The 24,104-nt window shown below is 57.4% G+C and carries 26 protein-coding genes; 1 reads left to right on the forward strand and 25 read right to left on the reverse strand.

Annotated elements, in window-relative coordinates; translation table 11 throughout:
* From BLU05_RS12695 to BLU05_RS12710, 4 genes are all read right to left on the reverse strand, one after another.
* Positions 1 to 2,949: a bifunctional [glutamine synthetase] adenylyltransferase/[glutamine synthetase]-adenylyl-L-tyrosine phosphorylase gene (locus tag BLU05_RS12695; protein ID WP_091880539.1), complete on the reverse strand. Its 2,949-nt coding sequence runs from the start codon at positions 2,947 to 2,949 to the stop codon at positions 1 to 3.
* Complete coding sequence (locus tag BLU05_RS12700) at positions 2,946 to 4,346, reverse strand: sensor histidine kinase (protein ID WP_091880541.1); 1,401 nt, start codon at positions 4,344 to 4,346, stop codon at positions 2,946 to 2,948. Before BLU05_RS12700 ends, BLU05_RS12695 begins: the two co-directional genes overlap by 4 nt.
* Positions 4,343 to 5,029, reverse strand: coding sequence for a response regulator transcription factor (locus tag BLU05_RS12705; RefSeq protein WP_091880542.1), 687 nt, complete (start codon positions 5,027 to 5,029; stop codon positions 4,343 to 4,345). The genes BLU05_RS12700 and BLU05_RS12705 overlap by 4 nt, the downstream gene beginning before the upstream one ends.
* A gap of 116 nt (positions 5,030 to 5,145) precedes the next feature.
* Positions 5,146 to 6,684: a Do family serine endopeptidase gene (locus tag BLU05_RS12710; RefSeq protein WP_091880544.1), complete on the reverse strand. Its 1,539-nt coding sequence runs from the start codon at positions 6,682 to 6,684 to the stop codon at positions 5,146 to 5,148.
* A 155-nt stretch (positions 6,685 to 6,839) separates the two neighbouring features.
* Between BLU05_RS12710 and BLU05_RS12715 the strand changes: the two genes are divergently transcribed.
* Complete coding sequence (locus tag BLU05_RS12715) at positions 6,840 to 7,736, forward strand: MBL fold metallo-hydrolase (RefSeq protein WP_091880545.1); 897 nt, start codon at positions 6,840 to 6,842, stop codon at positions 7,734 to 7,736.
* Between the two features lie 2 nt (positions 7,737 to 7,738).
* On the opposite strand, the gene BLU05_RS12720 is transcribed toward BLU05_RS12715, so the two are convergent.
* The 21 genes from BLU05_RS12720 to BLU05_RS12815 form a co-directional block, all read right to left on the reverse strand.
* On the reverse strand, positions 7,739 to 8,218 hold the full coding sequence (locus BLU05_RS12720; protein ID WP_091880547.1) for a cytochrome c-type biogenesis protein: 480 nt from the start codon (positions 8,216 to 8,218) through the stop codon (positions 7,739 to 7,741).
* Positions 8,215 to 10,206 (reverse strand): heme lyase CcmF/NrfE family subunit, encoded by a 1,992-nt coding sequence (locus BLU05_RS12725; RefSeq protein WP_091880548.1) that lies wholly within the window; start codon positions 10,204 to 10,206, stop codon positions 8,215 to 8,217. Before BLU05_RS12725 ends, BLU05_RS12720 begins: the two co-directional genes overlap by 4 nt.
* Positions 10,203 to 10,649, reverse strand: a complete 447-nt coding sequence (gene ccmE, locus BLU05_RS12730; RefSeq protein WP_091880549.1) for a cytochrome c maturation protein CcmE — start codon at positions 10,647 to 10,649, stop codon at positions 10,203 to 10,205. The genes BLU05_RS12725 and ccmE overlap by 4 nt, the downstream gene beginning before the upstream one ends.
* Entirely contained in the window at positions 10,646 to 11,839 is a 1,194-nt protein-coding gene (ccmI, locus tag BLU05_RS12735) for a c-type cytochrome biogenesis protein CcmI (protein ID WP_244518328.1), read from the reverse strand. Before ccmI ends, ccmE begins: the two co-directional genes overlap by 4 nt.
* 82 nt (positions 11,840 to 11,921) lie before the next feature.
* Positions 11,922 to 12,353, reverse strand: a complete 432-nt coding sequence (locus tag BLU05_RS12740) for a hypothetical protein (protein ID WP_091881143.1) — start codon at positions 12,351 to 12,353, stop codon at positions 11,922 to 11,924.
* Between the two features lie 88 nt (positions 12,354 to 12,441).
* A complete protein-coding gene (locus tag BLU05_RS12745) occupies positions 12,442 to 13,761 on the reverse strand; it encodes an ATP-binding protein (protein ID WP_175540614.1) in 1,320 nt (439 codons plus the stop codon).
* 103 nt (positions 13,762 to 13,864) lie between these two features.
* Positions 13,865 to 14,536, reverse strand: coding sequence for a response regulator transcription factor (locus tag BLU05_RS12750; RefSeq protein WP_091880553.1), 672 nt, complete (start codon positions 14,534 to 14,536; stop codon positions 13,865 to 13,867).
* 52 nt (positions 14,537 to 14,588) lie between these two features.
* Positions 14,589 to 14,888 (reverse strand): hypothetical protein, encoded by a 300-nt coding sequence (locus BLU05_RS12755; protein WP_091880554.1) that lies wholly within the window; start codon positions 14,886 to 14,888, stop codon positions 14,589 to 14,591.
* A 90-nt stretch (positions 14,889 to 14,978) separates the two neighbouring features.
* Positions 14,979 to 15,197, reverse strand: coding sequence for a hypothetical protein (locus BLU05_RS12760; protein WP_091880556.1), 219 nt, complete (start codon positions 15,195 to 15,197; stop codon positions 14,979 to 14,981).
* Positions 15,198 to 15,241: 44 nt separating this feature from the next.
* Positions 15,242 to 19,051: a baseplate multidomain protein megatron gene (locus tag BLU05_RS12765; protein WP_091880557.1), complete on the reverse strand. Its 3,810-nt coding sequence runs from the start codon at positions 19,049 to 19,051 to the stop codon at positions 15,242 to 15,244.
* An 11-nt stretch (positions 19,052 to 19,062) separates the two neighbouring features.
* Positions 19,063 to 19,494, reverse strand: coding sequence for an NlpC/P60 family protein (locus BLU05_RS12770; RefSeq protein ID WP_091880559.1), 432 nt, complete (start codon positions 19,492 to 19,494; stop codon positions 19,063 to 19,065).
* On the reverse strand, positions 19,491 to 20,357 hold the full coding sequence (locus tag BLU05_RS12775; RefSeq protein WP_091880560.1) for a DUF2163 domain-containing protein: 867 nt from the start codon (positions 20,355 to 20,357) through the stop codon (positions 19,491 to 19,493). Before BLU05_RS12775 ends, BLU05_RS12770 begins: the two co-directional genes overlap by 4 nt.
* The gene (locus BLU05_RS12780) at positions 20,354 to 20,983 is read right to left on the reverse strand and encodes a DUF2460 domain-containing protein (protein ID WP_091880562.1); all 630 of its coding nucleotides are present in this window, start codon (positions 20,981 to 20,983) and stop codon (positions 20,354 to 20,356) included. The genes BLU05_RS12775 and BLU05_RS12780 overlap by 4 nt, the downstream gene beginning before the upstream one ends.
* Positions 20,984 to 20,993: 10 nt before the next feature.
* Positions 20,994 to 21,533 (reverse strand): phage tail tape measure protein, encoded by a 540-nt coding sequence (locus tag BLU05_RS12785; RefSeq protein WP_091880563.1) that lies wholly within the window; start codon positions 21,531 to 21,533, stop codon positions 20,994 to 20,996.
* Positions 21,530 to 21,757: a phage tail assembly chaperone gene (locus tag BLU05_RS12790; RefSeq protein ID WP_091880565.1), complete on the reverse strand. Its 228-nt coding sequence runs from the start codon at positions 21,755 to 21,757 to the stop codon at positions 21,530 to 21,532. The genes BLU05_RS12785 and BLU05_RS12790 overlap by 4 nt, the downstream gene beginning before the upstream one ends.
* A complete protein-coding gene (locus BLU05_RS12795) occupies positions 21,754 to 22,092 on the reverse strand; it encodes a gene transfer agent family protein (protein WP_091880566.1) in 339 nt (112 codons plus the stop codon). The genes BLU05_RS12790 and BLU05_RS12795 overlap by 4 nt, the downstream gene beginning before the upstream one ends.
* Positions 22,092 to 22,505 (reverse strand): phage major tail protein, TP901-1 family, encoded by a 414-nt coding sequence (locus BLU05_RS12800; RefSeq protein WP_091880568.1) that lies wholly within the window; start codon positions 22,503 to 22,505, stop codon positions 22,092 to 22,094. Before BLU05_RS12800 ends, BLU05_RS12795 begins: the two co-directional genes overlap by 1 nt.
* Before the next feature lie 66 nt (positions 22,506 to 22,571).
* Entirely contained in the window at positions 22,572 to 22,976 is a 405-nt protein-coding gene (locus tag BLU05_RS12805) for a DUF3168 domain-containing protein (RefSeq protein WP_091880569.1), read from the reverse strand.
* The gene (locus BLU05_RS26195; protein ID WP_175540591.1) at positions 22,973 to 23,119 is read right to left on the reverse strand and encodes a hypothetical protein; all 147 of its coding nucleotides are present in this window, start codon (positions 23,117 to 23,119) and stop codon (positions 22,973 to 22,975) included. Before BLU05_RS26195 ends, BLU05_RS12805 begins: the two co-directional genes overlap by 4 nt.
* On the reverse strand, positions 23,116 to 23,454 hold the full coding sequence (locus tag BLU05_RS12810) for a phage head closure protein (protein ID WP_091880571.1): 339 nt from the start codon (positions 23,452 to 23,454) through the stop codon (positions 23,116 to 23,118). Before BLU05_RS12810 ends, BLU05_RS26195 begins: the two co-directional genes overlap by 4 nt.
* On the reverse strand, positions 23,451 to 24,011 hold the full coding sequence (locus BLU05_RS12815) for a head-tail connector protein (protein ID WP_091880573.1): 561 nt from the start codon (positions 24,009 to 24,011) through the stop codon (positions 23,451 to 23,453). The genes BLU05_RS12810 and BLU05_RS12815 overlap by 4 nt, the downstream gene beginning before the upstream one ends.
* Positions 24,012 to 24,104 lie beyond the last annotated feature (93 nt).

Here is a 24,104-nt window from a genome sequence, read left to right on the forward strand (position 1 = left end):
TCAGCTTTTCTTCTGCGCACTCCGCAACACCGCATTGAACGTCTTGCGAACGGACTTTGCCGTGTCTTCCAGATGGGTTTCGACGCGGGCAAGGTCTGGCAGATCGCAGGCGCGGCAGAGTAAATCGCCAAGGCCGGGCGGAAAATCCTCGCGCCTTGTATCGCTGTTGAGGCAAAGGCGGATAATCTGGGTCAGCTCCGTATAAAGATTGGCAGCGGCTACCAGCTCATCAGTTACAACGGGCTCTGCAAAACCTGTCTTCAGTTTGGTCAAAACTTCCGCCGTGGAATGGGCAATGATTGACCCGTCGACATTGCCTGTCAGCACCGCGAACTGGGCAATGAATTCCAGATCGATAATGCCGCCGGGAACCAGTTTCATGTCCCAGCTATCGCGTGGTGGCTTTTCCGTTTCCAGCAAAGCACGCATTTCAGCCACATCTTTGGCGATCTTCGCCGGATCGCGTGGCAGAGCGAGGATTTCAGCGATTTCTGTCTGGATCTCGCCGAAAAAGGCATTGTCGCCCGCCACCGGCCGGGCACGGGTCAGCGCCATATGTTCCCATGTCCAAGCTTCCGTGCGCTGATACTTACGGAAAGAGTCGATATGGGTCGCCACCGGTCCTTTATTACCCGATGGGCGCAGACGGAAATCCACCTCGTAAAGCACACCTTCCGCCGTTGGTGCAGAGAGCGCCGCAATCAGGCGCTGGGTCAACCGCATGTAATATTGCGAGGGCGCCAGCTGCTTTTCACCATTGGACTCTTCCGCATCCGTGTCGTGATCATAAAGGAGAATGAGATCAATGTCGGAACCAGCAGTTAGTTCGCGGCTGCCGAGCTTACCCATGCCAAGAATGGCGATACGTCCGCCTGATACCACGCCGTGCTTGCTGGCGAATTCATCGATCACCGCCTGCAATGCCCGGTCGATGACCAGATCGGCAAGATCGGAAAAAGCCTTGCCTGCCCTGATACCATCAATAGCGCCGGTCAGAAGCCTGATCCCGATGAGAAAACGATGCTCCGCTGCAAAAATCCGCAGGCGGTCGAGAATATCCTCATAGACCTTGGCTGGTCCGAGAAAGTTTTCCAAGCGTTCCGCCAGATAGGCACGGGTGGGAATATCGGCGAAAATCGCCGGGTCCAGCATGCCATCGAAAACATGCGGCTTGCGGGTGATGATATCGGCAAGACGTGGCGCGGCGCCCATGATCAACACAAGCAGGTCGAGCAGGCGCGGATTGGACTGCAACAGGCTGAAAAGCTGGATGCCCGCAGGCAGGCCCTTGATCATCTCATCAAAACGCATCAGGGCTTCGTCAGCCCGGCTTGTCGCTCCGAAGGCTTTGAGCAGCACCGGCGTCAGTTCAGTCAGACGTTCACGCGATTCCGCCGATTGCGTTGCGCGATAGCGGCCGAAATGCCACGTACGGATCACCCGGCAAATGTCGCTTGGCCGCTCGAAACCGAATTTTGCGAGGGTCTCCAGCGTATCGGGATCATCCACATCGCCGGTAAAGACAAGATTTCCGGCCTCACCCGCCAAATCCTGCCCCTGTTCGAACAGCGCCGCATAATGCGTCTCGACTGTTTTCAGCGATTGCCGGAAATCCGTGGCGAAGGTGTCACCATCGCGATAGCCCATCATATGCGCGACGCGCAGGAAATTCTCGTCATCTTCAGGCAGCATGTGGGTCTGTTCGTCGGCGATCATCTGGATGCGGTGTTCCACATCGCGCAGAAAGCCGTATTTTTCGACCAGTGTGTCGCGCGCCTCTTCGCTGATCCAGCCAAGGCCGGTGAGCGCGGCCAGCATGTCAACCGTGCGCGAGCCGCGCAGTTGCGGAAACCGTCCACCAGCGATCAACTGCTGTGTCTGCACGAAGAACTCAATTTCGCGAATGCCACCGCGCCCGAGTTTGACGTTATGACCGCGCACGGCAATTTCGCCGTGCCCCTTATGGGCGTGGATTTGCCGTTTGATCGAGTGCACGTCGGCAATCGCCGCATAATCGAGATATTTGCGCCAGACATAAGGCGCAAGTTCGGCCAGCACCTGTTTACCCGCTGCAATATCACCGGCGACGGGCCGCGCCTTGATCATGGCGGCACGCTCCCAGTTCTGGCCGCGCCCCTCATAGTAATTAAGGGCGGCACCAACCGGGATCGCCAGCGGAGTGGAACCGGGGTCCGGGCGCAGGCGCAAATCGGTGCGGAAGACATAACCGTCCGCCGTGCGGTCCTGCAGGATACGCACCAGACGGCGCGTCAGCCGCGAGAAGGTCTCGACACATTCGTAAGGGTCGGGAATGGCTGGGCTGTGTTCGTCAATAAAGACAATGAGATCGATATCGGAGGAATAGTTCAACTCGAATGCGCCGAACTTCCCCATGGCAAGGATAATCCAGCCGGATTGTTTTTCCGGATGTTCTGGGTCGGGGAGTTTAAGCTTCCCGGATTCATGCGCGTCACGCAGCAGGAACCGCACCGCAGCGCGGACACTTTCTTCTGCCAGTTGCGACAGCCAGCGGGTTGTGTCCGCCGTGTTGAACACACCGGAGAGATCACCAAGAGCAATCAGGACGTGCCCTTCCAGCTTCAACTGGCGCAAAACGGCCATGATGCCGGTTTCAGTAATATTCTCGCTTTCCGAGCTCGCCGCCACATCCCGCATCAACGCTTCCAGACGCTTGGCCAACGGCATGGCAAACAGGGGCTCCAGAATAGCCGGACGGCGGATCAGCACATTGCGCAGATAAGGCGAGAGATCGAGAACTGCGGAGAGAAAACCGGCGGCTTTCGCATTGTTCTTCACATCAGCTGTAACAGGACATTCTTTCTCGACAGCACTCTCGATGAGTTCGCCGAGAAAGGCAGCTGCTGTTTTCTTGTCGAGCGGTGTCAGCGAGCGCAGATCGCGGGCAAAAAAAGCCGCATCTTCATTCATTTAGTCTCCTCCCCCACCGGGAAAGCGAGCACAGCACGCAGCCCCGGAGCATTGTCTTGCAATTCCAGAGTGCCACCGTGCAATTTCATCACCGCCTTGGCAAGACTGAGACCCAGTCCTGACCCCGGTTGCGAACGGCTTTCCTCAAGACGGACAAAACGCTCCGTTGCCCGATCCACCTGATCAGGCGGGATGCCCGGGCCATTGTCCGTGACAATGACGCGGACCGTGTGATCCTGCTTTTCCACAGCAAGGGAAACTTCCACCGGCTTTTCACCGCCACCGGCATATTTAATGGCATTATCGACGAGATTGGAGATGGTCTGGCCCACCAGTTCGCGGTTGATCCGCACTGGCGTTGCGTCCTCGGCCCCAAGCGTGAAGGCGATACCTTCTTCCTCCGCCGTCGGTTCATATAGCTCGTAAACATCCTGCACCACTGTCGACAGCGGCAGGAGTTCCATTGTCTCCGACGAGTATCCTGATTCAAGCCGCGAGATCATCAAAATGGCGTTGAACGTGCGGATAAGCTGATCGGAGTCGGCAATCATACCGTCCAGCGCTGCGCGGTAGGCTTTGGTGGTCTTGGCATTGGCGAGCGCAGATTCCGCCCGGTTGTGCATGCGCGTCAGCGGCGTTTTCAGATCATGGGCGATATTGTCAGAGACGTGGCGCACGCCCTCGTTCAGTTCCTGAATGCGGGCCAGCATGCCGTTCAGATTGGCAGCGAGGCGATCAAACTCATCGCCGGAGCCGCTGACCGGCAGACGTCCGGCAAGATCACCGCCCATGATGCGCTGCGAGGCGACGGAAACCTCATCGATCCGGTGCAAAGCGCGGCGGCCAACAAAAAACCAGATGAGAAATGCGCCGATACCCATAATCCCAAGCGCCGCACCCAGCGAGCGGCGGACCACAAGCCGTATCTTTTCCGGCTCGCCCAGATCGCGGCCAACCATGACGCGAATACCATTGGGCATGACAATGATCCGCGCAATGGCCGTATGCGCCTGCGGGTCATTGTTCTCGCCGTAGCGCTCATAGGCAATCGGACGCTTTATCCAGCCATCCGTCTGCAACACGCCCGGCTCGATGCTCTGCACATTGCCAGCGACGATCCGGCCAGCGGGGTCGGTCACGAGATAGAGATAAGCTCCCGGCTGCCGGCTGCGACGGTCGATGGAGCGGACGAGCCCGGCTATGCCTGCACGTTGATAGGATTGGCCGACGCTTTCGATTTCCTCGTTAACGGCGGCTTCCGTCTGGGACGTAAGAAGATTGACCGAAAGGCTGGTCATATAAAAAACCAGAACAATGGCACAGACAGTAAAAAGAAGCAGGTAGAGCGCCGACAGCCGGACGGCTGTCATTTTCATCATGGCAAGAAAGCGGCTCATGCATCGATTCCGCCAGCCTTGAGCATATAGCCAGCGCCGCGCACCGTGTGCAGCAGAGGCGTTTCAAAACCCTTCTCGATCTTGCCGCGCAGGCGCGAGACATGCACATCGATCACATTGGTCTGGGGGTCGAAGTGATAATCCCAGACATGCTCAAGCAACATGGTGCGGGTAACGACCTGACCGGAATGGCGCATCAGATATTCGAGCAAACGGAATTCGCGTGGTTGCAGGATAATGCCCTGCCCAGCCCGCTTGGCGGTGTGTGACAGGCGGTCAAGCTCCAGATCACCAACCCGGTAGACAGTTTCCGCTTCTTTCGGGCTGGACCGACGTTGCAGGACTTCAACCCGCGCCAGAAGTTCGGAGAAAGCATAGGGTTTGGTGAGATAATCATCGCCGCCAGCGCGCAGGCCGGTTACCCGGTCATCCACCTGACCCAGCGCAGAAAGGATAAGGGCGGGCGTATCAATGCCTTGAGCACGCAGTGCGGCGACAACGGAAAGACCGTCACGGCGCGGCAACATGCGATCGACAATCAGGGCGTCATAGCTGCCCTGCTCCGCCAGCGTGTAACCAGTTTCGCCATCACCGGCGACATCAGCCGAATGGCCAGCCTCGGCAAAAGCCTTCTCCAGATAACGGGCCGCTTCGCGGTCATCTTCAATAACGAGAATCTTCATGGCGTTTATACTAAGCCGGTTTCGAGACAGAGGTAAGCACCATATGAATGATGCTCCGGATGGCAGGCGGGCAGCAGATAGGAAATATCCGCTGCCCGTTTTCGTTGGTGTCGGCCTTAGCCCTGATTGATGGGCAGAGCCACGAACCGCGACTGGTCGTTGGTCTGGACCTGCAACAGGACTGCCTTGCGGCCACTCTTTGATGCTTCAACGATAGCCGCATCGATGTCAGAGCCACTCTTAACAGGCTTGTTGTTGACCGAGACGATGATATCACCGGTTGTGATGCCCTTGTCGGCCGCATCGCCGGAGCGATCAACATCGGTAACGACAACGCCCTTGCCATCATCGGATGGAACTACGGTCAAGCCATAATCATCCAATACTGAAGCCTGATCCTGTGTTTTGCCAGTGTTGTCGCTCTTGGATGCCTGCTTTTCATCGCCCGGCATCGAATTGATCGATACCTTGACGGCCTTGGCCTCGCCCTTGCGCCAGACGCTCAGCTCGGCACTCTGGCCCGGATTGATCGCAGCGATCTTCTTGGCCAGATCACGCGGGTCGGAAACCGTCTCGCCATTCACAGCGGTGATGACGTCGCCAGACTGGATACCGGCCTTCGCGGCGGGTCCATCGGACTGCGGCTCGGCAACCAGCGCACCCTTTTCCTCGGAAAGGCCGAGCGATTCAGCGATTTCCTTGCTGACAGGCTGTATCTGCACGCCGATCCAGCCACGGGACACGGTACCTGTTTTGATCAACTGATCGACGACAAGTTTGGCTGTCGTTGACGGAATGGCGAAAGCGATACCGACGCTGCCACCGGATGGCGAGTAAATCGCGGTATTAATACCGACGACTTCACCGTTCAGGTTGAAAGCAGGACCACCGGAATTGCCCTTGTTGACGGCTGCATCGATCTGCAGGAAATCGTCATAGGGGCCTGCACCAATATCGCGGCCACGGGCCGAAATAATACCGGCTGTCACTGTACCGCCGAGACCAAACGGATTGCCGACGGCAACGACCCACTGGCCAACGCGCATCTTGTTATCATCGCCGAAGGATACATAGGTGAACTTGCGCTTGTCATCGACCTTAAGCACCGCGAGATCGGTACGCTTGTCCTTGCCAATCAGCTTGGCATCAAGTTCCGTGCCATCGTTGAGGACGACGGTATAAGCGCTGCCGTCTTCCACGACGTGATCATTGGTGACGAGATAGCCATCTTCAGAAATGAAGAAGCCGGAACCCTGGGCTGTCGGACGTACGCGATCTGGTCGATTCTGGTGGTCGCGCGGACCGCCCTTGCGTTGCTGCATTCCACCCTGCCCGTTCGGGCCACCGAAATCACGGAAGAAGCGCTTGAGCGGATGATCGTCAGGGAGCTGATCAAAGCCCGGAATGCCCGAACCATCATCGGATGTCTGCTGAACTGCGCTCTTGACGCGAACGCTGACGACGGCGGGGCTGACCTTTTCAACAACATCGGCAAAGCCGGGCTGCTGCGCACCATCAACACGCACCGCTTCAGCCTGCGCTGGCGCAATGGCTGCAAGCGGGCCGGTTGCCAGCAGTCCCCCGGCGAGCGCCGAGGCGAGCAGCGCGGCAGCAATGCCCTTGCGGTAAGTGGAGGACGTACGATTCTTAGACATAAAATTTTCTCCTTGGACGCCCGATCGGAAATCCGACCGCTTAATAACCAACAGTGATACAGATAAGAACGTTACGCCGCCATTTCCGCAACATGACAAATTTGTAAGATAATTCTTTGGCGCTACGATTCGTTGCTCACTGGGAGATAGTTCATATGGCATCCATGCCGCCGCTCGGTTCCACAATGCGGGTTCACCAGCCCTATGAGGGTGTCTACGCATTTTACGATGGCAGATTGGACGGCGTTCGCGCCTACTCCACAGAGCCAAATTGGCTTGACGATGGGGCCTATGCACTCGGCGTCTGCTCCTATGCCCTCGTTTCTGGCGAGGAAGCGCTTGTTTACGACACCAGTATTTCCAACGCCCATGCCGCGCTGATCCGCGACACGCTTGATCAGGCCGGTGTCCGCCACATCCGCGTCGTGCTCAGCCACTGGCATGTGGATCATGTGGCAGGGAACGCGGTTTTTGCCGATTGCGAAATCATTGCCAATGACCTGACGGCAAAGGCGCTCAGCGATAACAAGAATACATTGGAGAATCGCACACCACCTGTCCGGCCGCTTGTCATGCCAAACAGTATCTTCAAAGACCGGCGCGATCTGAAGATCGGAGAGATCGAGGTGCAATTGCGTCATGTGGATATTCACAGCCATGACGGCACCGTGATGATCCTGCCGCACCTCAAGCTGCTGTTTGCAGGTGATACGCTGGAAGAACCAATCACCTATGTGGCCGAACCGGAGCGGCTGGAAAACCATTTGCTTGATCTGGAGCGCATATCGACCTGGGGTATCGAAAAAATTCTACCCAATCATGGTGCGGAAAATGTGATTATTGCCGGTGGCTATGGGCCAGAACTGATCGCCGCAACGGAACGCTATGTGAGCAAGCTTATGCGCCTGCGCGACGAGCCGGAGCTGGCAAATGAGGATTTGCTTACCTTCATCGCGGAAGATTTTCGTTCGGATATACTGACCTATTACGCACCATATGAACCTGTTCACACACAGAATATGGAATCGATACTCAAGGCATCCGGCAAATAGTTCTAGTCGTTGGGAGCAGCCAGAAGCTTCTTCAGCTGCTTCTTTTCGCTATCCGATAGCGGGGTGGTTTCGACAGGTGAACGACGACGGCGTAGAATCGAAACGCCAATCGCGATGGCGCCTGCCACCAGAGCGGCGATGGGAAATCCCCAGAGCAGGATTGTACTCAGCATCAGCCGCGGCTTTAAAAGAACGAATTCACCATAACGGGCAACGATGAAATCCAGCACCTGCTCGTCGCTATCGCCCGCCGTCAGCCGCTCGCGCACCAGAACCCGTAAATCCTTGGCAAGATCAGCATTGGAATCGTCAATCGACTGGTTCTGGCACACCATGCAGCGCAGTTCGGTGGAAATGGTGCGTGCCCGGGTCTCCAGTGCCGGATTGGGCAGTACTTCGTCGGGCGAAACCGCCTGTGCAGCCGTTGCGCCGAGACAAAGGGCGGTCAGCAGCACAAAAAAGACTGCAGATACGCGCCTCATGCCATGGCACCTTTCGCCCGGCCCGTCTTTGCGGCTTTGGCCTTGCCCGGCGCACCGACCCGCAACCGCCGGTCTGCCAGCGACATGGCACCGCCTGCCATCATGACCAGCGCACCGAGCCAGATCAGTGTCACATAGGGCTTCCACCAGACGCGCACGACAATGCCGCCATCCTTGGTGGCATCACCGAGCGACACGTAAAGCTGGCTGAACAGGAACGTCTTGATACCCGCTTCCGTCGTCTGCATCTTGCGCACGGGATAGAAACGTTTTGACGACATCAGCGTATCAACTTCGCGCGCTGCACCATCGAGAATGGTGAACTTGCCCTGATCTTCGGTGAAATTCGAATCCTTGACCGGATCAATGCGGTCAAAGCGCAGGGTATAGCTGGCAACACGCAATGTTTCGCCCGGCTTCATCACTGTCACGTCTTCCGTGGCAAAGGTCGAGACAGAGACAATACCAAGCAGGGTTACACCAAGGCCGAAATGCGCGAATGCCGTACCGAATACGGATTTCGGCAACCCGGTCAGACGGCGCAGCATGACGGCGAACGGAGCCTTGCCGATACCGGCTTTCAGGGAAAGGTCGGTCAATGCGCCAAGCATCAGCCAGAAGGCGAGCCCAATGCCGAATGCGGAGAAAATAGCTGTGCCTGATGTCTTGTAGAGAACCACGGCCACGACAAGCAGCGCAACGAAGAACGCCATCATCAGGCGCTGGGCAACGCCGAGGATATCACCGCGCTTCCACGCCAGCAATGGTCCAAACGGCACGGCGGCCAAGAGCGGGATCATCAACGGGCCGAAGGTCATATTGAAGAACGGGGCACCGACGGAAATCTTTTCGCCCGTCAACGTTTCAAGCAACAGCGGATAGAGTGTGCCGATCAGCACGGTCGCAGCCGCCGTCGTCAGGAAAAGATTGTTGAACACCAGCGCGCCTTCGCGTGAGATCGGCTGGAACAGGCCGCCGGGCGCAAGGGTCTGCGCACGCCGGGCAAACAGCGCCAGCGATCCGCCGATGAAGAACACGAGAATGGCGAGAATGAAAAGACCGCGCCCCGGATCGGTCGCGAATGTATGGACCGAGGTGAGCACGCCCGAGCGCACCAGAAATGTACCGAGCAGCGACAGGGAGAAGGTCAGGATAGCCAGCAGTACTGTCCAGATTTTCAGCGCCGAGCGCTTTTCCATCACCAATGCCGAGTGCAGCAGTGCCGTTCCGGCCAGCCATGGCATGAAAGAGGCATTTTCAACCGGGTCCCAGAACCACCAGCCACCCCAGCCAAGTTCATAATAAGCCCAGTAGGAGCCCATGGCGATGCCGCCGGTCAGGAACATCCACGCCGTCAGCGTCCACGGACGTACCCAGCGCGCCCACGCCGCATCAATTCGCCCATCGATGAGCGCTGCAACGGCGAAGGAGAAACACACTGAAAAGCCGACATAGCCGAGATAAAGCAGCGGCGGATGGATCGCGAGGCCAATGTCCTGCAGGATCGGGTTGAGATCCTGTCCCTCAATCGGCGCAGGTGTGATGCGGGTGAAGGGATTGGATGTGGCAACGATGAAGAGCAGGAAGGCGGAGCCGATCCATGCCTGCACGCCAAGCACATTGGCTTTGAGAGACGGCGGCAGATTGTTACCGAAGAAGGCAACCAGCGCGCTGAAGAATGCGAGTATCAGTACCCACAGCAGCATAGAGCCTTCGTGGTTGCCCCAGACACCGGTGATTTTATAAAGCAGTGGTTTTTGCGAATGGGAGTTTTCCCAGACATTCTGCAGCGAAAAGTCCGAAGCGACATAGGCAGAGGTCAAGGCCACAAAGGCCAGCGCAATCAGCGCAAAGACGGTGAAGGCAGCCGGTACCGCAACGGCCATCATGCGGTCGTCATTGCGCCGTGCGCCCCAGACCGGCACGACAGCCTGTATAATGGACAGGGCAAGCGCCAGAACCAAAGCGAAATGTCCGAGCTCCGTCATTGCTGCTTGTTCTCCCCTTGCCACACACCCTTGGCCTTCAGACTGTCGGCAACTTCCTTCGGCATATAGTTTTCATCGTGCTTGGCAAGAACGCTATCAGCCGTAAAAGCACCACCGGGGGCAAACTTGCCTTCAATGACCACACCCTGATCCTCACGGAAAAGATCGGGCAGAATTCCATCATAGGTTACGGGAACGCTTTTGATATGATCAGTGACAGCAAAGGTGATCTTTGTTCCCTCACCGCGCACCACGCTGCCCTTTTCAACCAGTCCACCCAGCCGGAAGCGCGATTCCGATTGCAGATCGGTAGCGGCAATGTCGGATGGCATACGGAAAAACGCGATGCGTTGTTGAAGCGCAAACAGCACCAGTCCGGCAGCACAGGCCAGCACCACCAGGGCGCCGCCAATCACCGAAAGCCGTTTCTGCTTGCGTGTCATCGCTTTTTCTCCGGCACGGAGTCACCCGGTTGCTCCGCCAGTCCGAGATCATCTGCGACAGCGTCAAGGCGCGCAAGCTTATCACCGCTCAACACTTTGCGAGCATTGGCCAGAGCTTCCAGCGCATCATTGGGCCGGTTAAGAACTACGTAGGAACGGACGAGCTTTTCCCACCCTTCCACATCATCGGGCGACTGCTTGAGCTTTTCGGCAAGACTGGCCACCATGCCCTCGATCATCGCCGCCCGGTCCTGCACATTCATGGACGCGGCGGCTTCCACCTGCGATGCGTCCGGGCCGGTCGCTCTGTCAATATCGCTGACATCGGGTGCGTCGCCGGCGATTTCCTTGTCGAGACGTGTCAACGCCGCCTGCGCTTCGTCACGCCACGGCACATCACTTGGTGCATCAGCCAGCAATTTGCGGATCAAATCACGGGATTCCACGAGTTTGCCCTGCTGCATCCAGCCATTGATGATGAAGAATTGCGGGCGCATATCGCCGGGATTGATAGCCAGCGCACGGTTGAAACTGGCTTCGGCTTCCGGCGTCATTGTGCCCCCGGCAACCGCAGACAAGGCTTCGCCAAGACCAATCTGCCGGGGACCACTGTCTCCGTTCAACCGTATGACATTGCGATATGCGGTTACCGCATCAGCCGGACGGCCGGTGCGCAGATAGATGGGTGCCAGCACTTCCCAGCCCTGACCATCGTCAGGATTGAGCGTGAGATGTGCTTCTGCGCGGGCGATCAGCTCGGCAGGTGTTGCCTGATCCGCCGGGCGTGCGAGACGTTCAGCCAGAGGCTGCGCGGGCAGATCAGGTGAACCCGTCTTGGCATAAATACTCCAGGAAATCAGCGGAATGGCCAATACTGTTGCAAGTGTTGCCCACTCGCGGGTCGCGCTCTTTTGTGGACGGAAAACTGATTTGTCAGCTTCCGCTGCAGCGGCGGATTTCAACAAACGCCGGCTTATTTCTGCACGCGCCTGTTCGGCGCTTACCGCATCGATGAGGCCGCGCTTTTCGTCCGCCTCCAGTTCCCGCAACTGATCGCGGTACACTTCGACATCATATGTATCGTCCGAGACGCTTGTCTTGACGCGTCGCGTGAGCGGTAAGAGCACGACAAGCGTTGCGACAATGGTCAAGAGTGCAGCGGAAATCCAGAAAATCATGAGCTGAGACATAGTCTCCAAGCGCTGCAAAATCCAAATGGATTTCGCAGATAGGGCAATTCGCCGCAAAGCGATTGAATGATCAGGCTAAGACTTAGTTGAGGGGTGTCCAGCTGCCGTCCTCATTGCGGCAGGCTGTTCCGCGCGCTGTCTGCGGCGTTCCATCGATGCGGATCGTATGAGTGTATTGTCGGCAGTTCTGCGAACCGACCTGATAGGGCTGCGCCGCAACCACTTCACCACTGCGGCTTCCCGCGCTGTTTTTCCACTCGATTGCCTTGCCCGCAGGGGAATATTCCAGCGCCTGATATTCCGCCTGCAATGCGCGTTTACGGTCAGCAGGTTCAAGCGACGCGTTGCCGATCAATCCTCTGCCCAGAGCGGCCAGTACATCCGATGTGGCGGGTTCAGATGATTTGCCGGTCAGGCGGGCGAATGTGCCACCGCCAGCCTTGGGACCTGACGTGGTCGAACAGGCAGACAGAAGAAGAACAGTAATAAGCGAAAGAGCAATCTGGGATTTCATCATGGGTCCGTTTTTACGGGGCCTTGTCATATAGGCAATAGCTAGCAATTACTTATGACCTGATTGGACGCATAGTTGCAAGCTCGATTCAGTCTCCGGCCACCGGAAGTACAATGCGTGCACACAGACCGCCAAGTGCTTCACTTCGCTCGAGACGCAAAGCACCGCCATATTCGCGCACCGTATCGTGGACAATGGACAGGCCAAGCCCGGTTCCCGGTTTGCTTTCATCAAGGCGCTTGCCGCGTGTCAGCGCATCCTTGATCTGCCCCGGCGCCAGACCCGGACCATCGTCCTCAACGCTGATGTCAAAGGCGTTTTCCATCGTCTCCGGATTGGCCACTGACAGGACGAGCCGAATTGCACTACGCCCCCATTTACCGGCATTTTCCAGAAGATTGCCGACAATTTCCTCAAGATCTTCCTGTTCGCCGGCAAAGACGGCGTCAGGCATCTCATTGACAAAACTCAGATCCATACCCGGATTGAGCTTGGCGGTAACGCGCACCAAACGGGCGAGAATAGGCGTCACAGGCGCGCGGAAAACCACGCTGTCGCGTTGTGCCGCCACTCGGGCCCGTTGCAGATAGTGCTGGATCTGCACCTGCATGGCGGCACTTTGTTCGGCAACAATCTTGCCCTTTGCCCCACCAATCGTGCGGCTTTCATTGGCAAGAACCGACAGTGGTGTTTTCAGGGAATGAGCAAGATTACCGACCTGCGTGCGCGAACGATCCATAATACGGCGGTTGTTTTCGATCAGTGCATTCATTTCCCGCGCCAGCGGTGCGATCTCGATGGGCAGATCCTCGTCGAGGCGAGATACCTTGCCCTCCCGGATATCGGCAAGCGACTGACGCACACGATCCAGCGGACGCAGGCCGAACAGGATCACCGCCGCATTGATGAGCGTTCCGCCCACACCGAAAAAGCCGAGATAGAAGTAAAGCGTGTTGCGGAAATCGGCGATCTCCCCTTCCAGTTCGCTCAAATTGCCCATGACGCGAAACCGTGCGACGCGGTTTTCCGCATCCAGCACAACTTCCGTCTCGACAATGGAAAGTTCTTCGCCCTTGAGGCCCGGTTCCGTGTAGGAGCGCTGGAACGATGTATCGAAAGGAACCATCAGGGTTGATGGCGAATCGACGGTTTTACCGCCGAGCGAGATCGAGCGCAGCGATCCCTTCAGGTTGTCCGCAACGGGGTCAACAGACCAATACCAGCCGGAAAATGGGCTGGAATAGCGCACTTCGCCCGGATCAGGTCGCCCGACCAGCGTACCGTCATTGACACTCACCGAGGCGATAACACTGAACAGATGCGCGGAGAGCAGCTGCTGAAAGCTGTGCTGGCGTGCTTCGCCATAGAGTGCCGAGATGATCGTGGCGATGGCAACGAAGGAAACAATGGTCCAGAGCGTCGAAAAGAGGATAACGCGCAGGGAAAGCGAACGGAAATTGGGAAGATAACGGGTAAATCGTATATTCACGCGTTTGCCCTGCTCCCGCCACTCAGGCTTTGCTGTCCTGCGATTTGATGCGGTAGCCCATGCCGCGGATCGTTTCGATCAGATCGATGCCCATTTTCTTGCGCAAACGTCCGACAAAGACTTCGATCGTGTTCGAATCGCGGTCGAAATCCTGATCATAAAGATGCTCCACCAGTTCCGTGCGTGAAACGACCTCGTCCATATGGTGCATGAGGTAGGATAGCAGGCGGAATTCGTGTGAGGTCAGCTTCAGCGTTGTGCCGCTGACGGTGGCTTTTGACGTCTTGGTATCGAGCCGCAGCGGCCCACAGCTTATTTCCGATGACGCATGGCCCGCCGCGCGGCGAATCAAGGCACGCAGACGCGCCAGCACCTCCTCGATATGAAAAGGCTTGGCCACATAATCATCGGCACCGGCATCAATCCCGGCAACCTTATCGCTCCAGCGGTCACGCGCAGTGAGCAGTAATACCGGCATGATGCGACCGTCACGGCGCCATTTTTCGAGCACCGTCAGCCCGTCCATCTGCGGCAGGCCAATATCGAGAATCACCGCATCATAGGGTTCCGTATCGCCGAGGAAATGCCCCTCTTCGCCATCAAATGCATGATCGACCACATAGCCAGCTTCGGTCGTCGCTTCGACAAGCTGACGATTCAGATCACGATCATCTTCAACGATGAGTATTCTCATGCGCACTTTCCCCTGCCGGATAAGCTGAAAAACGGATCAGGCAACATCCGGTTCAGTTTGCTGGCACCGCAACCTCGACACGGCGTGGACGTTCACCGTCCTTGCCGGGAATGAGGACCACGATCACGCAAACCTCGCGACCATTCTGCGTCTGGGACGTGGCGCGGGCAAGGGTTCCACCCTGTGACTCCGCCACCTGCTGGCCGACCGCAGAACAGTCAGCTGCAGCCAGCTGAAGCAACGCACTGTTCTGCGATGCATCAGGCGCAATCGGAACCGCCCCGGCATGGAACACGCCGGATGCTGAAATCAGGGCCGCTAGGGGCAAAGAGAAACGTGTGTTTTTCATCATGGCGTCATTATTATCAATTGCTGTCTGAACGATGCATGAACAGTTGGACGTGGCACGAACCATTGGTGCCACAGGTCACGTCTTTTAACATCATATTTCTTTACGTGAAATGAGCGTCGTTGCACTCAATCGACCAAAAAATGCGGCGATTCCGCTGAGCGCGGTCAGAAACTGCATGATCGTATCGGCAAGATGAGCCTCGACGTCATGGTCGAGCGAGACATTGAAGAAGCTCGAACAGGACAAGACAACAGTGACAATCGAGGCCCAGATGGTCTTCGACAAATACCAGGGTTTTTCATTGGTCATAATCAATTCCTTTCTGAAACAGTTTGATTCTAAAGGGTTTTTATCTATAAACTTAAAATCGTCCGGGCGAATCTGCCTGTGCCAACGGTGCCGGAAATCATGGCCACACGAAAATCGACAGGCACCGAAAGACTGGCAAAATCAGACAGACGTTCTGCCGCTGGATAGGTCCACTCCGGTTGCCTGACCTCGACAGACCGGATCAATTTGCCGCTGTTGCGTATTTCAATCCGATAAATTTCCTGCTCTTCGCCCAAGGGGATATCCATCGCCAGCCAGCTATCCGCATCAATCCGACCACGGCGAATCCAAGAAATATGCAGGTCACCATTGTCGCGCAGCCTGCTCCTGATGTGGACGGGTTCGAGCGGTTCCAGCGCCCTGATGCCACCGGATGCCGTTACCGTGCTAAAATACCGGTCTGACAAATCCTGCCCTGATGCACCAACACGCCAATGCAGAGCCAAACCGGTTTCGCGTGCCTTCAATCCGGCTGGTAATACGGCTCCATCCAGGAGAATGAACACCGCACCTTTTTCTGTTGATTGAAGAGCCTCCCGCTCTGTTCCACATTGCCCGCGCAAGAGCCCCGCCAATCGCCATCTGTCCGGCTGAACTTCCTGTGCATTGAGGAATTGCAGGATTTCCCAGTGTCCATCCGGCGCTGCGAGCAGTGCCGAATTTGCTCCGTTGAACAGTTGCGGCAATGTGGTGGATCGCAATTCGCCAAAGTGAAGTTCGACCTCAAGGCTGGCATTGTTCAGTAAGCGGCCACTGACACCGCCTGGCAGAATGTCCACCAGCCTACCCATCACTGCACGGTCTACTACCACCGCCCGTGGCTCAAAGCCGGTATCCTCCGGGGAAGCGTAAACACTGGCGCCCGTCCATGGCCGGGCAAAGGCAGCAACGCGCAACTGATCAACGGGATTTTCTGCGCCCGGCCACATCGGCAAATCGCATAGATGGAAGCTGGGACGCCCAAACACCGCCGATGATCCCGCTTCGGTCGAAGCTGGCAATGGCGCCTTGTTCGGATAGCTGACATGCCGGGGCAACCCCTTCGCCTCGATCCGCCGCGTTGCCCCATCTTCGATTGACGTAATGATGTAGTCCTTTACCGGCGCAGTGGTATCAAGCCGGATACGGTCACCCGCTTTGAGCGCCGCATATTTCCATGGCAGTTCGAAATTCGCGGTACGCCGCGCCGCCCGGCGGGCCTGCATCCAGTTTTCTGCAAGAGATTTCGCTTGGCCCGTATCAAGCATACCGGGAAGGGCCATGTTTTCCGTTCCCTTGCCGTCCAGCCGCTCCGCCGATGCCATTGCTGCCTGATAGTCCAGCATCGGATCGCGATAGCTGATTTCGATCCGCGCAGGCTGCTCCATTATTTCGTGCAGTTTCCGGCTGACCGGTCCCGCATGCTCCGGTTCGACAAATTCATCAATCAACGGCGTTTGCATATGCATCCGCGATGCGCTCTGGAAAACCAGCGTCGCCCCCTCTTCGAAGGCATTGACACCGAAAACCGCCAGCAGTGGTTCAAGAACGGCCCGTGCGCTGGTCGGTTCTTCAACGATGAAACCGCTGACAAAACCATCCGCCCCTTCAGCATCCACCTGTGTGACGCCGAAATCGGCAAGAACCGCACCGATCAGTTCATCAAGTGCGACACCCGACAGCCTGCCGTTCAGCCAATGCCCTGTCATCCAGTGATCGCCATCAGACCAGAGTTTGCGGTTGAGCGGAAATGCGGGAAACGGCCTTGTATCCCAAGCCCAGACGTAGATACGGCTTGTATCCAGCATTGCCCCGCCATGGCTGCGCCAATATTCAAGATGCGCGCGCAAAAAGCGGTTCTGTGCAAGGTCGCTGCGCCCGCGATCGGAGAAATAGGGAAATGCACCCTCTGACGACTTGGCATCGGGAAAGACATTGGGCTGGTTTGGCCCTTTATCGACTGCGGGGCAGCCAATTTCGGTGAACCATAATGGTTTTCCCATTGGCCGCCATTCGGTTGGCTTGGCGCTCTCGATGCCAGCCTTGCGGTTGAAATGAGCGTTGTTCCACCAGCCCGCTATGTCCTTATAGCGATAGATCCACGGCTTGCCGGAACCATCCGTGATGGGTGTGCGGCGGCGCGACGTTCGATCCACATCCGACGCGTAGTACCAGTCAAAACCCTCGCCGCCCGCGATCTGGCCCCGCAATGCGCCGAGATCACAGGGACCCGTAAAACCATCCGGCCCCGGAATACTGTAATCCTCGTCGCGCCAGTCGCTGAGCGGCATGTAATTGTCGATGCCAACAGCCCCGATGGCCGGATGTGCCCAGAGCGGATCAAGATGGAAATAGACATCCCCGGACCCGTCCTGCGGATGGTGGCCGAAATACTCGCTCCAGTCAGCGCCATAGGTTAGGGTGCAGGTGCTGCCAAGTACCGTGCGTATATCAGCAGCCAAGGCACAAAGCCCTGAGACAAAGGGAAAGTGGTCTGCCTCATCCCTGATGATCGTCAAGCCACACAGCTCTGAGCCCAGCAAAAAAGCGTCGACACCCCCGGCGCAAACGGCAAGATGGGCCAGATGCAGGATGAACCGCCGGTAGCCCCAGTCATTAGCCTTGCCGTGATAGCCGACATTCTCGCCCTTCACCCGGAACGCGCCGGTGTCGACTGTACCCAAAAATGCGGCGACTTCCCGCGCAGCAGCCGCTGTGCCGTTGCTGCTACCCTGATGATAGGGCGCCGGATGACAGGTGATGCGACCCCGCCACGGATAGGCCGCCTGCCTTGCCCCGCCATAGGGATCGGGCAGGCTATTGTCAGCCTTGATGTCAAGCATGACAAAGGGATAGAGCGTGACCTTCAGCCCCTTCGCCTTGGCGGAACGGATTGCCTCGACGACGCTGCGGTCCGACGGCGTACCGCCATAGGCGGCGCTATCACCAATGCGCGAAAGCAGATGCGCTTCGTTGCGCTTGATATCGCCAGCCCGCCATTCCTCGCTCTCGCCATAGCCTTCCCTGTCCATCACACCCGGCCGGATGGTGCGGCGCGCCGCACGCAGGTCCGTGCCGAACCACGGCACAACAATGGCCACATGCTCAAGGTTCGGACAAAGCGATTGGAGTTCATCCAATGAAGCCTGCCAGTCAGTCGCACCCTGCAGGCAATTGCGGTTCAGACCGTGTGTTTCACCATGTGTTGGCTCGTTGGTGACGAGTGAAGGTGACAGACCGAACGCTGTGGCTCCCGGAATAAGCGCGACTGCCTTCAGGTTCTGTGCCAGCGCACCGACGGCACGCACCACTTCAAACTGAAACTGCGGAATACGGTTGCCATGGACTTCAAGCGGAAAGCGCTCGAAAACCACATAGGCGGTGTTGCGATAGGCGGGCGCATTGCCCGTTCCCTGCTTGGCTTCGATGAGCGGATCGGGCAGTTGCGATACCGTGCCCTTGTAGACACGCATATTAATCGCGCTCTGGTCCACTTCCTTTCCATCGGCCCAGATACGCCTGACAAAGCTGATTTCCCCTTCCGCAAGGGCAATGGCAAAATTGGCAACATAGGAATAGTTCGTCACCTTCGGCCCGCCCTTGGCGCCGCTTCTATGCCTGGATTTCACCTCTTCAAAACGCGTCGCCCAGATGAGAGTGCCTGCCAGCCGCACGGAGCCATAGACTTTTGGCAGCGCGGCGCCTTCCTCGGCGGTCATAGGCCGCATCGATGATAATCGTGCGCCCTCGACATGCTTGGTACTGGAAAGGGCACGGTCGATCAGATAGCCGCCCGCCGAAAGCAGCGCCCCGCCGATATATGCACCGATCCCCTGAAGAATAAGCGTTGCCATTCGGATGAATCCTATTGGTGATCGGGAAAGGCGAACACTGCCGCAACGCGGTTGCGCCATTGCGACACGAGAGCGGATTGCATGACCCGGTGCCCCTCATAGGCATGGATAAAACGATCCGCGCCGGTGACAATGCCGAGGTGCTTGGCTGCCACCCCATCGCGCCAGCGGAAGATGATAAGGTCGCCCTCCGCCATCTCACCACTAGTCTTGATGCGCATATGCCGGCTGGCCGCCTGAATGAGCGGATCACCCTGCCCGGCCTCCGCCCAGTCGGCGGAATAGACAGGAACCCGTTCCGGCTCGCAGCAATAGAGCGCGCGCCAGATACCACGCACCAACCCCAGACAATCGCAGCCCACCTGCCATGTGGAACCGCCATGCCGGTAAGGCGTGCCTATCCAGCGCCGTGCCTCGGCGACCACTTCATCAGCAATGGTCATGACACCAGCGCTCCGCCGTCAAAATTACCTGTACCGTCAGCATAGTTGTAGGCGGCGTCATTGCCGGGGAGATGCGGGAAGCCGCGGAAATTCACTGCATTGGCAAACTTGGCCTTGCAGGTGGCAAAGCTCTTGTCGCAGCCCGGCAACAGTGAGAATGCGTCACCGGTTTGCATATCAGGAACCGGGCCATCGCGCAGGTCGAGCCGTATGCCTTCCGCTGACTGTTGATGTCCGATCACCACCGTGGAGCGGCCAGATTGCCAGGTCAGCAAGCCGTTGCAAAACCAGTTCACATCATGTGCGTGCAATCCGCTGACAACCAATGCTCTGTCCGATATCACACGAACAATGGTTCCTTTCTGCGCACCGCCCCGATAGCCGCAGCGTGCATCCCCAAGTTGCGCATCGCAGAGCCGCGTTATCCGCCGCCCCTTCACCTTGTCCAGATCGACAGCACTGCTTTTTAGTTCCGCAACAAAATGACTGCCCGACCGGGTGACTGTGCCTATCCTTGATCGCCGCAACAATATGCGCTGATCCGGAGCAGTCCAATTGACCAGAAATGTTTCAACGCTTGCATTGTCGAAGGCGCCAGCCTCCACATCTCGTTCGGTGATACTGAGCGACGACAGGGCACCTTCAACCTCGGCGCTGTCCACGGCCAATCCCAAAGCACTTGTTGCTTCGCTGGCGGTCAGGCCGGTTTGCGGCTCGCAGGCAACGCCATCTATCGTGAGCACCTGATCATGATCGGTGAAACCGTGGATAATGCCATCCGCCCGACGGATAACCCAGCAAAAACAATGGGTTGTCACATCCGCCGAAAGATGTGATTCAAGCGCGGCAGGAAGGCGGTTCATGCCTTTACCTCGATGATGGGAATAGTCGGGATTTCACCCGCCTGAAAGGATTTGATGCTGATGGTCAGCCTGTCCGCATCGAAACGAACGGGAACATCAAAGGCGAAGCCTGCGGTCACAACAGACCCGGCAGGCGGTAATCGTCCCGGCTGAAACACGATCCGTCCCGTCAAGACATCGACAACAAAGTCGGTGGGTTCCCGCTTCTCGACGCCTGCGACCGCAACCCGTACCGAGCTCACCTGCGGCTTGGTGATCAGGCGGATATGATCGCCATAGTGTTTTCTTAGCTGGAATATCGCTTGCTTTCCATCGCCTTGCCCCAGCGCCTGATCCGTAGCGGCAATCGGCTTTCCCGCCGCGCAGGACTGATGATCAAACGGATCACGAAACCGGAACGCATGCAGCGAACCGCGCCGCGCTTCAAAGAATGTAAGTACCGTTTCCAGATCGATCAGCGACCGCACGCCCGTTCCCGCATCGTAGTGGTGGCGCGAGGCGGCCCAGCGCGCATTGCGCTGTTCGTGCCCTGAGGTCAGCGACACGATTTCATTCTTCCATTCCGGACCACCCGTCGCGCCAAAGGATACGCCGAGCGGAAACCGGATATCATGAAATGCCTGCATCTCATTGATCCTACAAAGTGCGTGCGCCGCGACGCACGGCTCGTGCCAGCATGCCGGTCAGTTGCGCTTCGGATTTGCGGAAGGAATTGGCATCCGGTGTGTTCACATGCATGACCACCTGCATGGGCGAGGCACCGCCTTGCGCGGCAACGCCCAGCCTGCCATCAGCACCGCGGGTCAATGGCATGACAGCCTCTGCACCGGCCTCGCCCATCAGTCCCAGCGATCCGCCTGCTCCAAAATAGGTTGGTCCGGAAACCACGCCGCCCTTGGCAAAGGGCTTTGCGCCGCCCAGCGCCCCGAGCAGGTCTGAGAACATGGATGAACCCAACCCCTGAAGAGGTTTCATACCCTCCGTCAAAGCCATGTCCAGCATGCTCTTGCCTAGCTGACGCAGTACATCCCCCAGATCCTTGCCGCTCAGCGCGGCACTTTTCAGAGATCCGGATAGAGCGCGACCGAACTGATCGGAATGGACCTGCAAGTCCGACAAGGCCTTTTCGAAACCTGACGTATCGGCATCAATCTGCACCGTCGTGTTCTCGGTCATTCCTGTTCCTCATTCATAGTTGGCCCATCGGGAAATTGTTGCATCATCAGCTCAAGAACGGGACGCGTGGGACCGCCGTCCCTTGGGGGCGGCCCGAATGCCGAACAGATTTCCCGTGGTGTCATTGCCCAGAAATCGCGTGTGGAAAGCCGCAGCAGCCCAAATCCTGCTGCCATGATGGTCGCCCATGGAAAAGCAGCCGGGGAATCTGCTGCGGCATTCAAGGGTTTGCGGTGGATTGCTCCGGTTTTGATTCACCGAATGTCGCCGCCAGCAATTGACTGACGATACGCGCAAAACCTGTCGCACCACCCTCGGCTCGCATCTGCTCGACCTCTTCCAGCGATAGGCTGTTGCCGCCACCTTTCAACCCTGCCGCAATGATTTTGGCGGCATCCCGTGCGGAAAGCGGACTACTTGAAAAGCGCTTGAGCAAAGCGCCCATATCGCTTGCGGCAAAAGCGCCTTCCAGTTCCGCCAGCGCACCAAGTGTCAGACACAGCGTCCATTCGCGTCCATCCAAGGTCGCATTGATTTCACCGCGATGCCGGTTCGCCATCAGACAATCTCCGTGAAACTGATCAGACCGGCTGACTCCAGCGCGATGTCAAAGGTGACTTCGGAATCGTGCTTGCCTGAATATTCCAGCGCCGTGATCTGGAACGGCCCCTGCAAGGCACCAAAATCCGGGAGGATGATCTGCCATGTCAGGATATTGCCCGCGAAGAATGTTCGCCGGATCACCGCATCGGACTGCGCATCCTTGAACAGCCCCGAACCACTGATCGAAGCGCGTTGCACACCGCTGCCACCCAGCAACTCACGCCAGCGTCCCGCTGCATCCGCGTCAGTAACGTCAACAGTTTCCGTGTTGAAGGCGATGCGGTTGGACCGCAGCCCCGCACAGGTGACGAATTTACCGCCCGAATCCTGCACTTTGAGCAAGATATCCTTGCCTCTCTGAGCACCCATTTTTGAACTTCCTTTAATGCAAAAAGGCACCTCAATGGGTGCCTTGTTTCACTCGATTTATCCGGGTTAAAGCTCTTCGGTCATCGCGCGGTACCGCATGATACCTGCATAACCGCCGTGGCTTTCGGCGGAAAAAGTCTGCGATTGTTCGAGGGTGAAACTGACAAGTCTATGCCCTTCCAGCTTGAACGCGGGCAATACGGCCAAGCTGTCCAGTCTGCCCATGATCTCAAAAACCGTTTTCCTGCCGGTGCCGCGATTCCAGATGTGCAGCGTCAGAAAATGCTCGCTGCCGCGCTCGGTAAACGTGCTCCAGTCATAGGTGCTCGTCGTCCCTAAGGTGATATAGGGAAACACAGCCTGCTCCGGCACATGGTCATAGACGCGTCTATGTACCCTTTCATTCAGAGCAATATCGGATTTCAGTAACTTGAGCAGTGCTTTTTGCAATTGAAGCCCGGCGCTGGTCATCGCTCTGGCTTTCGCTCGCCGCCGGATTTCGGCTCGTCCCGGATCGGTCGCGACGCGTCTGCTGCCTCTTCACACAGCTCTATTTTGCGCCAGCGCAATGTCCGGATGAGATCCGTGATCGTCATCTGCATGCTGAGTTTCATAGTCCCTCCTCCCGTGCCCGGCAGATGAGATAACGGCCGGTTTCATCGGGATCGTGAATGGTGATAAGCTGGAAGAAGCGGCTACCCCTGCGCAGGCGCATACCGCTTTGCAGATCATCGCGTGACCGCATGGTGATGCGATGGGTAACTTCTGTCAGGCTCTGCTCACCAAAGAGAACCGTTGCAGCCCCCGCCGGTTCGATATGGGCCCAGAGTGTCGCGATTTCACGCCACTCTTCGACGCTGCCATTCACATCGTCATCGACAAGAACGGCACGTTCCAGCTGCAGCTCATGCGCCAGTTTACCCGGATCGATAAACAGCGTCGGCATCACAGGGATATCCTTCGCCACAGGTTTACAGCACGCTCGAATGCCGGTGTCAGGGACACAGGATGATCGGCAGGGCCAACGGCACCGCGAAACTCGTACCAATGGGCAACCAGCGTCATGAGCGCGTGCTTGAGCGCATCCGGAACATCAAGCCCCGTTTCCCCAAACCCTGCGACGAAATCAATCTCTAGTCCGCCCAACTCACCGTCCTCGCGGTGCAGGCGAAGCCGGGCGGGACGCGTACCTGTTTCCAGATGCATTTGAGCGACAGGGAGAATGACCGGCACGCCGTCAGGCTCGTAAGCCGTGACGCAAACAATTGACCGCACGGGATGGCGGTCAATTTTGACCAGACCATCTTTTGGCCATTGATCGACATAAAGCCTCTGGGTCTGTTTGATCAAGGCAAGCCCCGTCTGGGCTTCCAGCGTTTCCCGCGTTGCCTTTAGCAGACCGGAGAGCAACATATCTTCGCCTGTTCCGCTCAATCGCAAAAACTGGCGCAGATCCGCCAGAGCCACCGGCTCCACAGCCGGTGGCTTCACTACAATTATGGTCATGGGATTTCCTGAATTAATGAGGTGACAGAGATTGCATGATCAGCGTGCGCCCTTCGTGGTTCGACAAGCTCACCATGAGGGAGATGGGTGATG

The sequence above is a fragment of the Phyllobacterium sp. OV277 genome, from assembly GCF_900104355.1.
GTDB lineage: Bacteria > Pseudomonadota > Alphaproteobacteria > Rhizobiales > Rhizobiaceae > Phyllobacterium.

Excerpts from the sequence above, each read along its gene's own strand:
- BLU05_RS12695 (WP_091880539.1), bottom strand. The coding sequence starts at position 2,949 with ATGAATGAAGATGCGGCTTTTTTTGCCCGCGATCTGCGCTCGCTGACA.
- BLU05_RS12700 (WP_091880541.1), bottom strand. The coding sequence starts at position 4,346 with ATGAGCCGCTTTCTTGCCATGATGAAAATGACAGCCGTCCGGCTGTCG.
- BLU05_RS12705 (WP_091880542.1), bottom strand. The coding sequence starts at position 5,029 with ATGAAGATTCTCGTTATTGAAGATGACCGCGAAGCGGCCCGTTATCTG.
- BLU05_RS12710 (WP_091880544.1), bottom strand. The coding sequence starts at position 6,684 with ATGTCTAAGAATCGTACGTCCTCCACTTACCGCAAGGGCATTGCTGCC.
- BLU05_RS12715 (WP_091880545.1), top strand. The coding sequence starts at position 6,840 with ATGGCATCCATGCCGCCGCTCGGTTCCACAATGCGGGTTCACCAGCCC.
- BLU05_RS12720 (WP_091880547.1), bottom strand. The coding sequence starts at position 8,218 with ATGAGGCGCGTATCTGCAGTCTTTTTTGTGCTGCTGACCGCCCTTTGT.
- BLU05_RS12725 (WP_091880548.1), bottom strand. The coding sequence starts at position 10,206 with ATGACGGAGCTCGGACATTTCGCTTTGGTTCTGGCGCTTGCCCTGTCC.
- ccmE (WP_091880549.1), bottom strand. The coding sequence starts at position 10,649 with ATGACACGCAAGCAGAAACGGCTTTCGGTGATTGGCGGCGCCCTGGTG.
- ccmI (WP_244518328.1), bottom strand. The coding sequence starts at position 11,839 with ATGTCTCAGCTCATGATTTTCTGGATTTCCGCTGCACTCTTGACCATT.
- BLU05_RS12740 (WP_091881143.1), bottom strand. The coding sequence starts at position 12,353 with ATGAAATCCCAGATTGCTCTTTCGCTTATTACTGTTCTTCTTCTGTCT.
- BLU05_RS12750 (WP_091880553.1), bottom strand. The coding sequence starts at position 14,536 with ATGAGAATACTCATCGTTGAAGATGATCGTGATCTGAATCGTCAGCTT.
- BLU05_RS12755 (WP_091880554.1), bottom strand. The coding sequence starts at position 14,888 with ATGATGAAAAACACACGTTTCTCTTTGCCCCTAGCGGCCCTGATTTCA.
- BLU05_RS12760 (WP_091880556.1), bottom strand. The coding sequence starts at position 15,197 with ATGACCAATGAAAAACCCTGGTATTTGTCGAAGACCATCTGGGCCTCG.
- BLU05_RS12765 (WP_091880557.1), bottom strand. The coding sequence starts at position 19,051 with ATGGCAACGCTTATTCTTCAGGGGATCGGTGCATATATCGGCGGGGCG.
- BLU05_RS12770 (WP_091880559.1), bottom strand. The coding sequence starts at position 19,494 with ATGACCATTGCTGATGAAGTGGTCGCCGAGGCACGGCGCTGGATAGGC.
- BLU05_RS12775 (WP_091880560.1), bottom strand. The coding sequence starts at position 20,357 with ATGAACCGCCTTCCTGCCGCGCTTGAATCACATCTTTCGGCGGATGTG.
- BLU05_RS12780 (WP_091880562.1), bottom strand. The coding sequence starts at position 20,983 with ATGCAGGCATTTCATGATATCCGGTTTCCGCTCGGCGTATCCTTTGGC.
- BLU05_RS12785 (WP_091880563.1), bottom strand. The coding sequence starts at position 21,533 with ATGACCGAGAACACGACGGTGCAGATTGATGCCGATACGTCAGGTTTC.
- BLU05_RS12795 (WP_091880566.1), bottom strand. The coding sequence starts at position 22,092 with ATGGCGAACCGGCATCGCGGTGAAATCAATGCGACCTTGGATGGACGC.
- BLU05_RS12800 (WP_091880568.1), bottom strand. The coding sequence starts at position 22,505 with ATGGGTGCTCAGAGAGGCAAGGATATCTTGCTCAAAGTGCAGGATTCG.
- BLU05_RS12805 (WP_091880569.1), bottom strand. The coding sequence starts at position 22,976 with ATGACCAGCGCCGGGCTTCAATTGCAAAAAGCACTGCTCAAGTTACTG.
- BLU05_RS26195 (WP_175540591.1), bottom strand. The coding sequence starts at position 23,119 with ATGAAACTCAGCATGCAGATGACGATCACGGATCTCATCCGGACATTG.
- BLU05_RS12815 (WP_091880573.1), bottom strand. The coding sequence starts at position 24,011 with ATGACCATAATTGTAGTGAAGCCACCGGCTGTGGAGCCGGTGGCTCTG.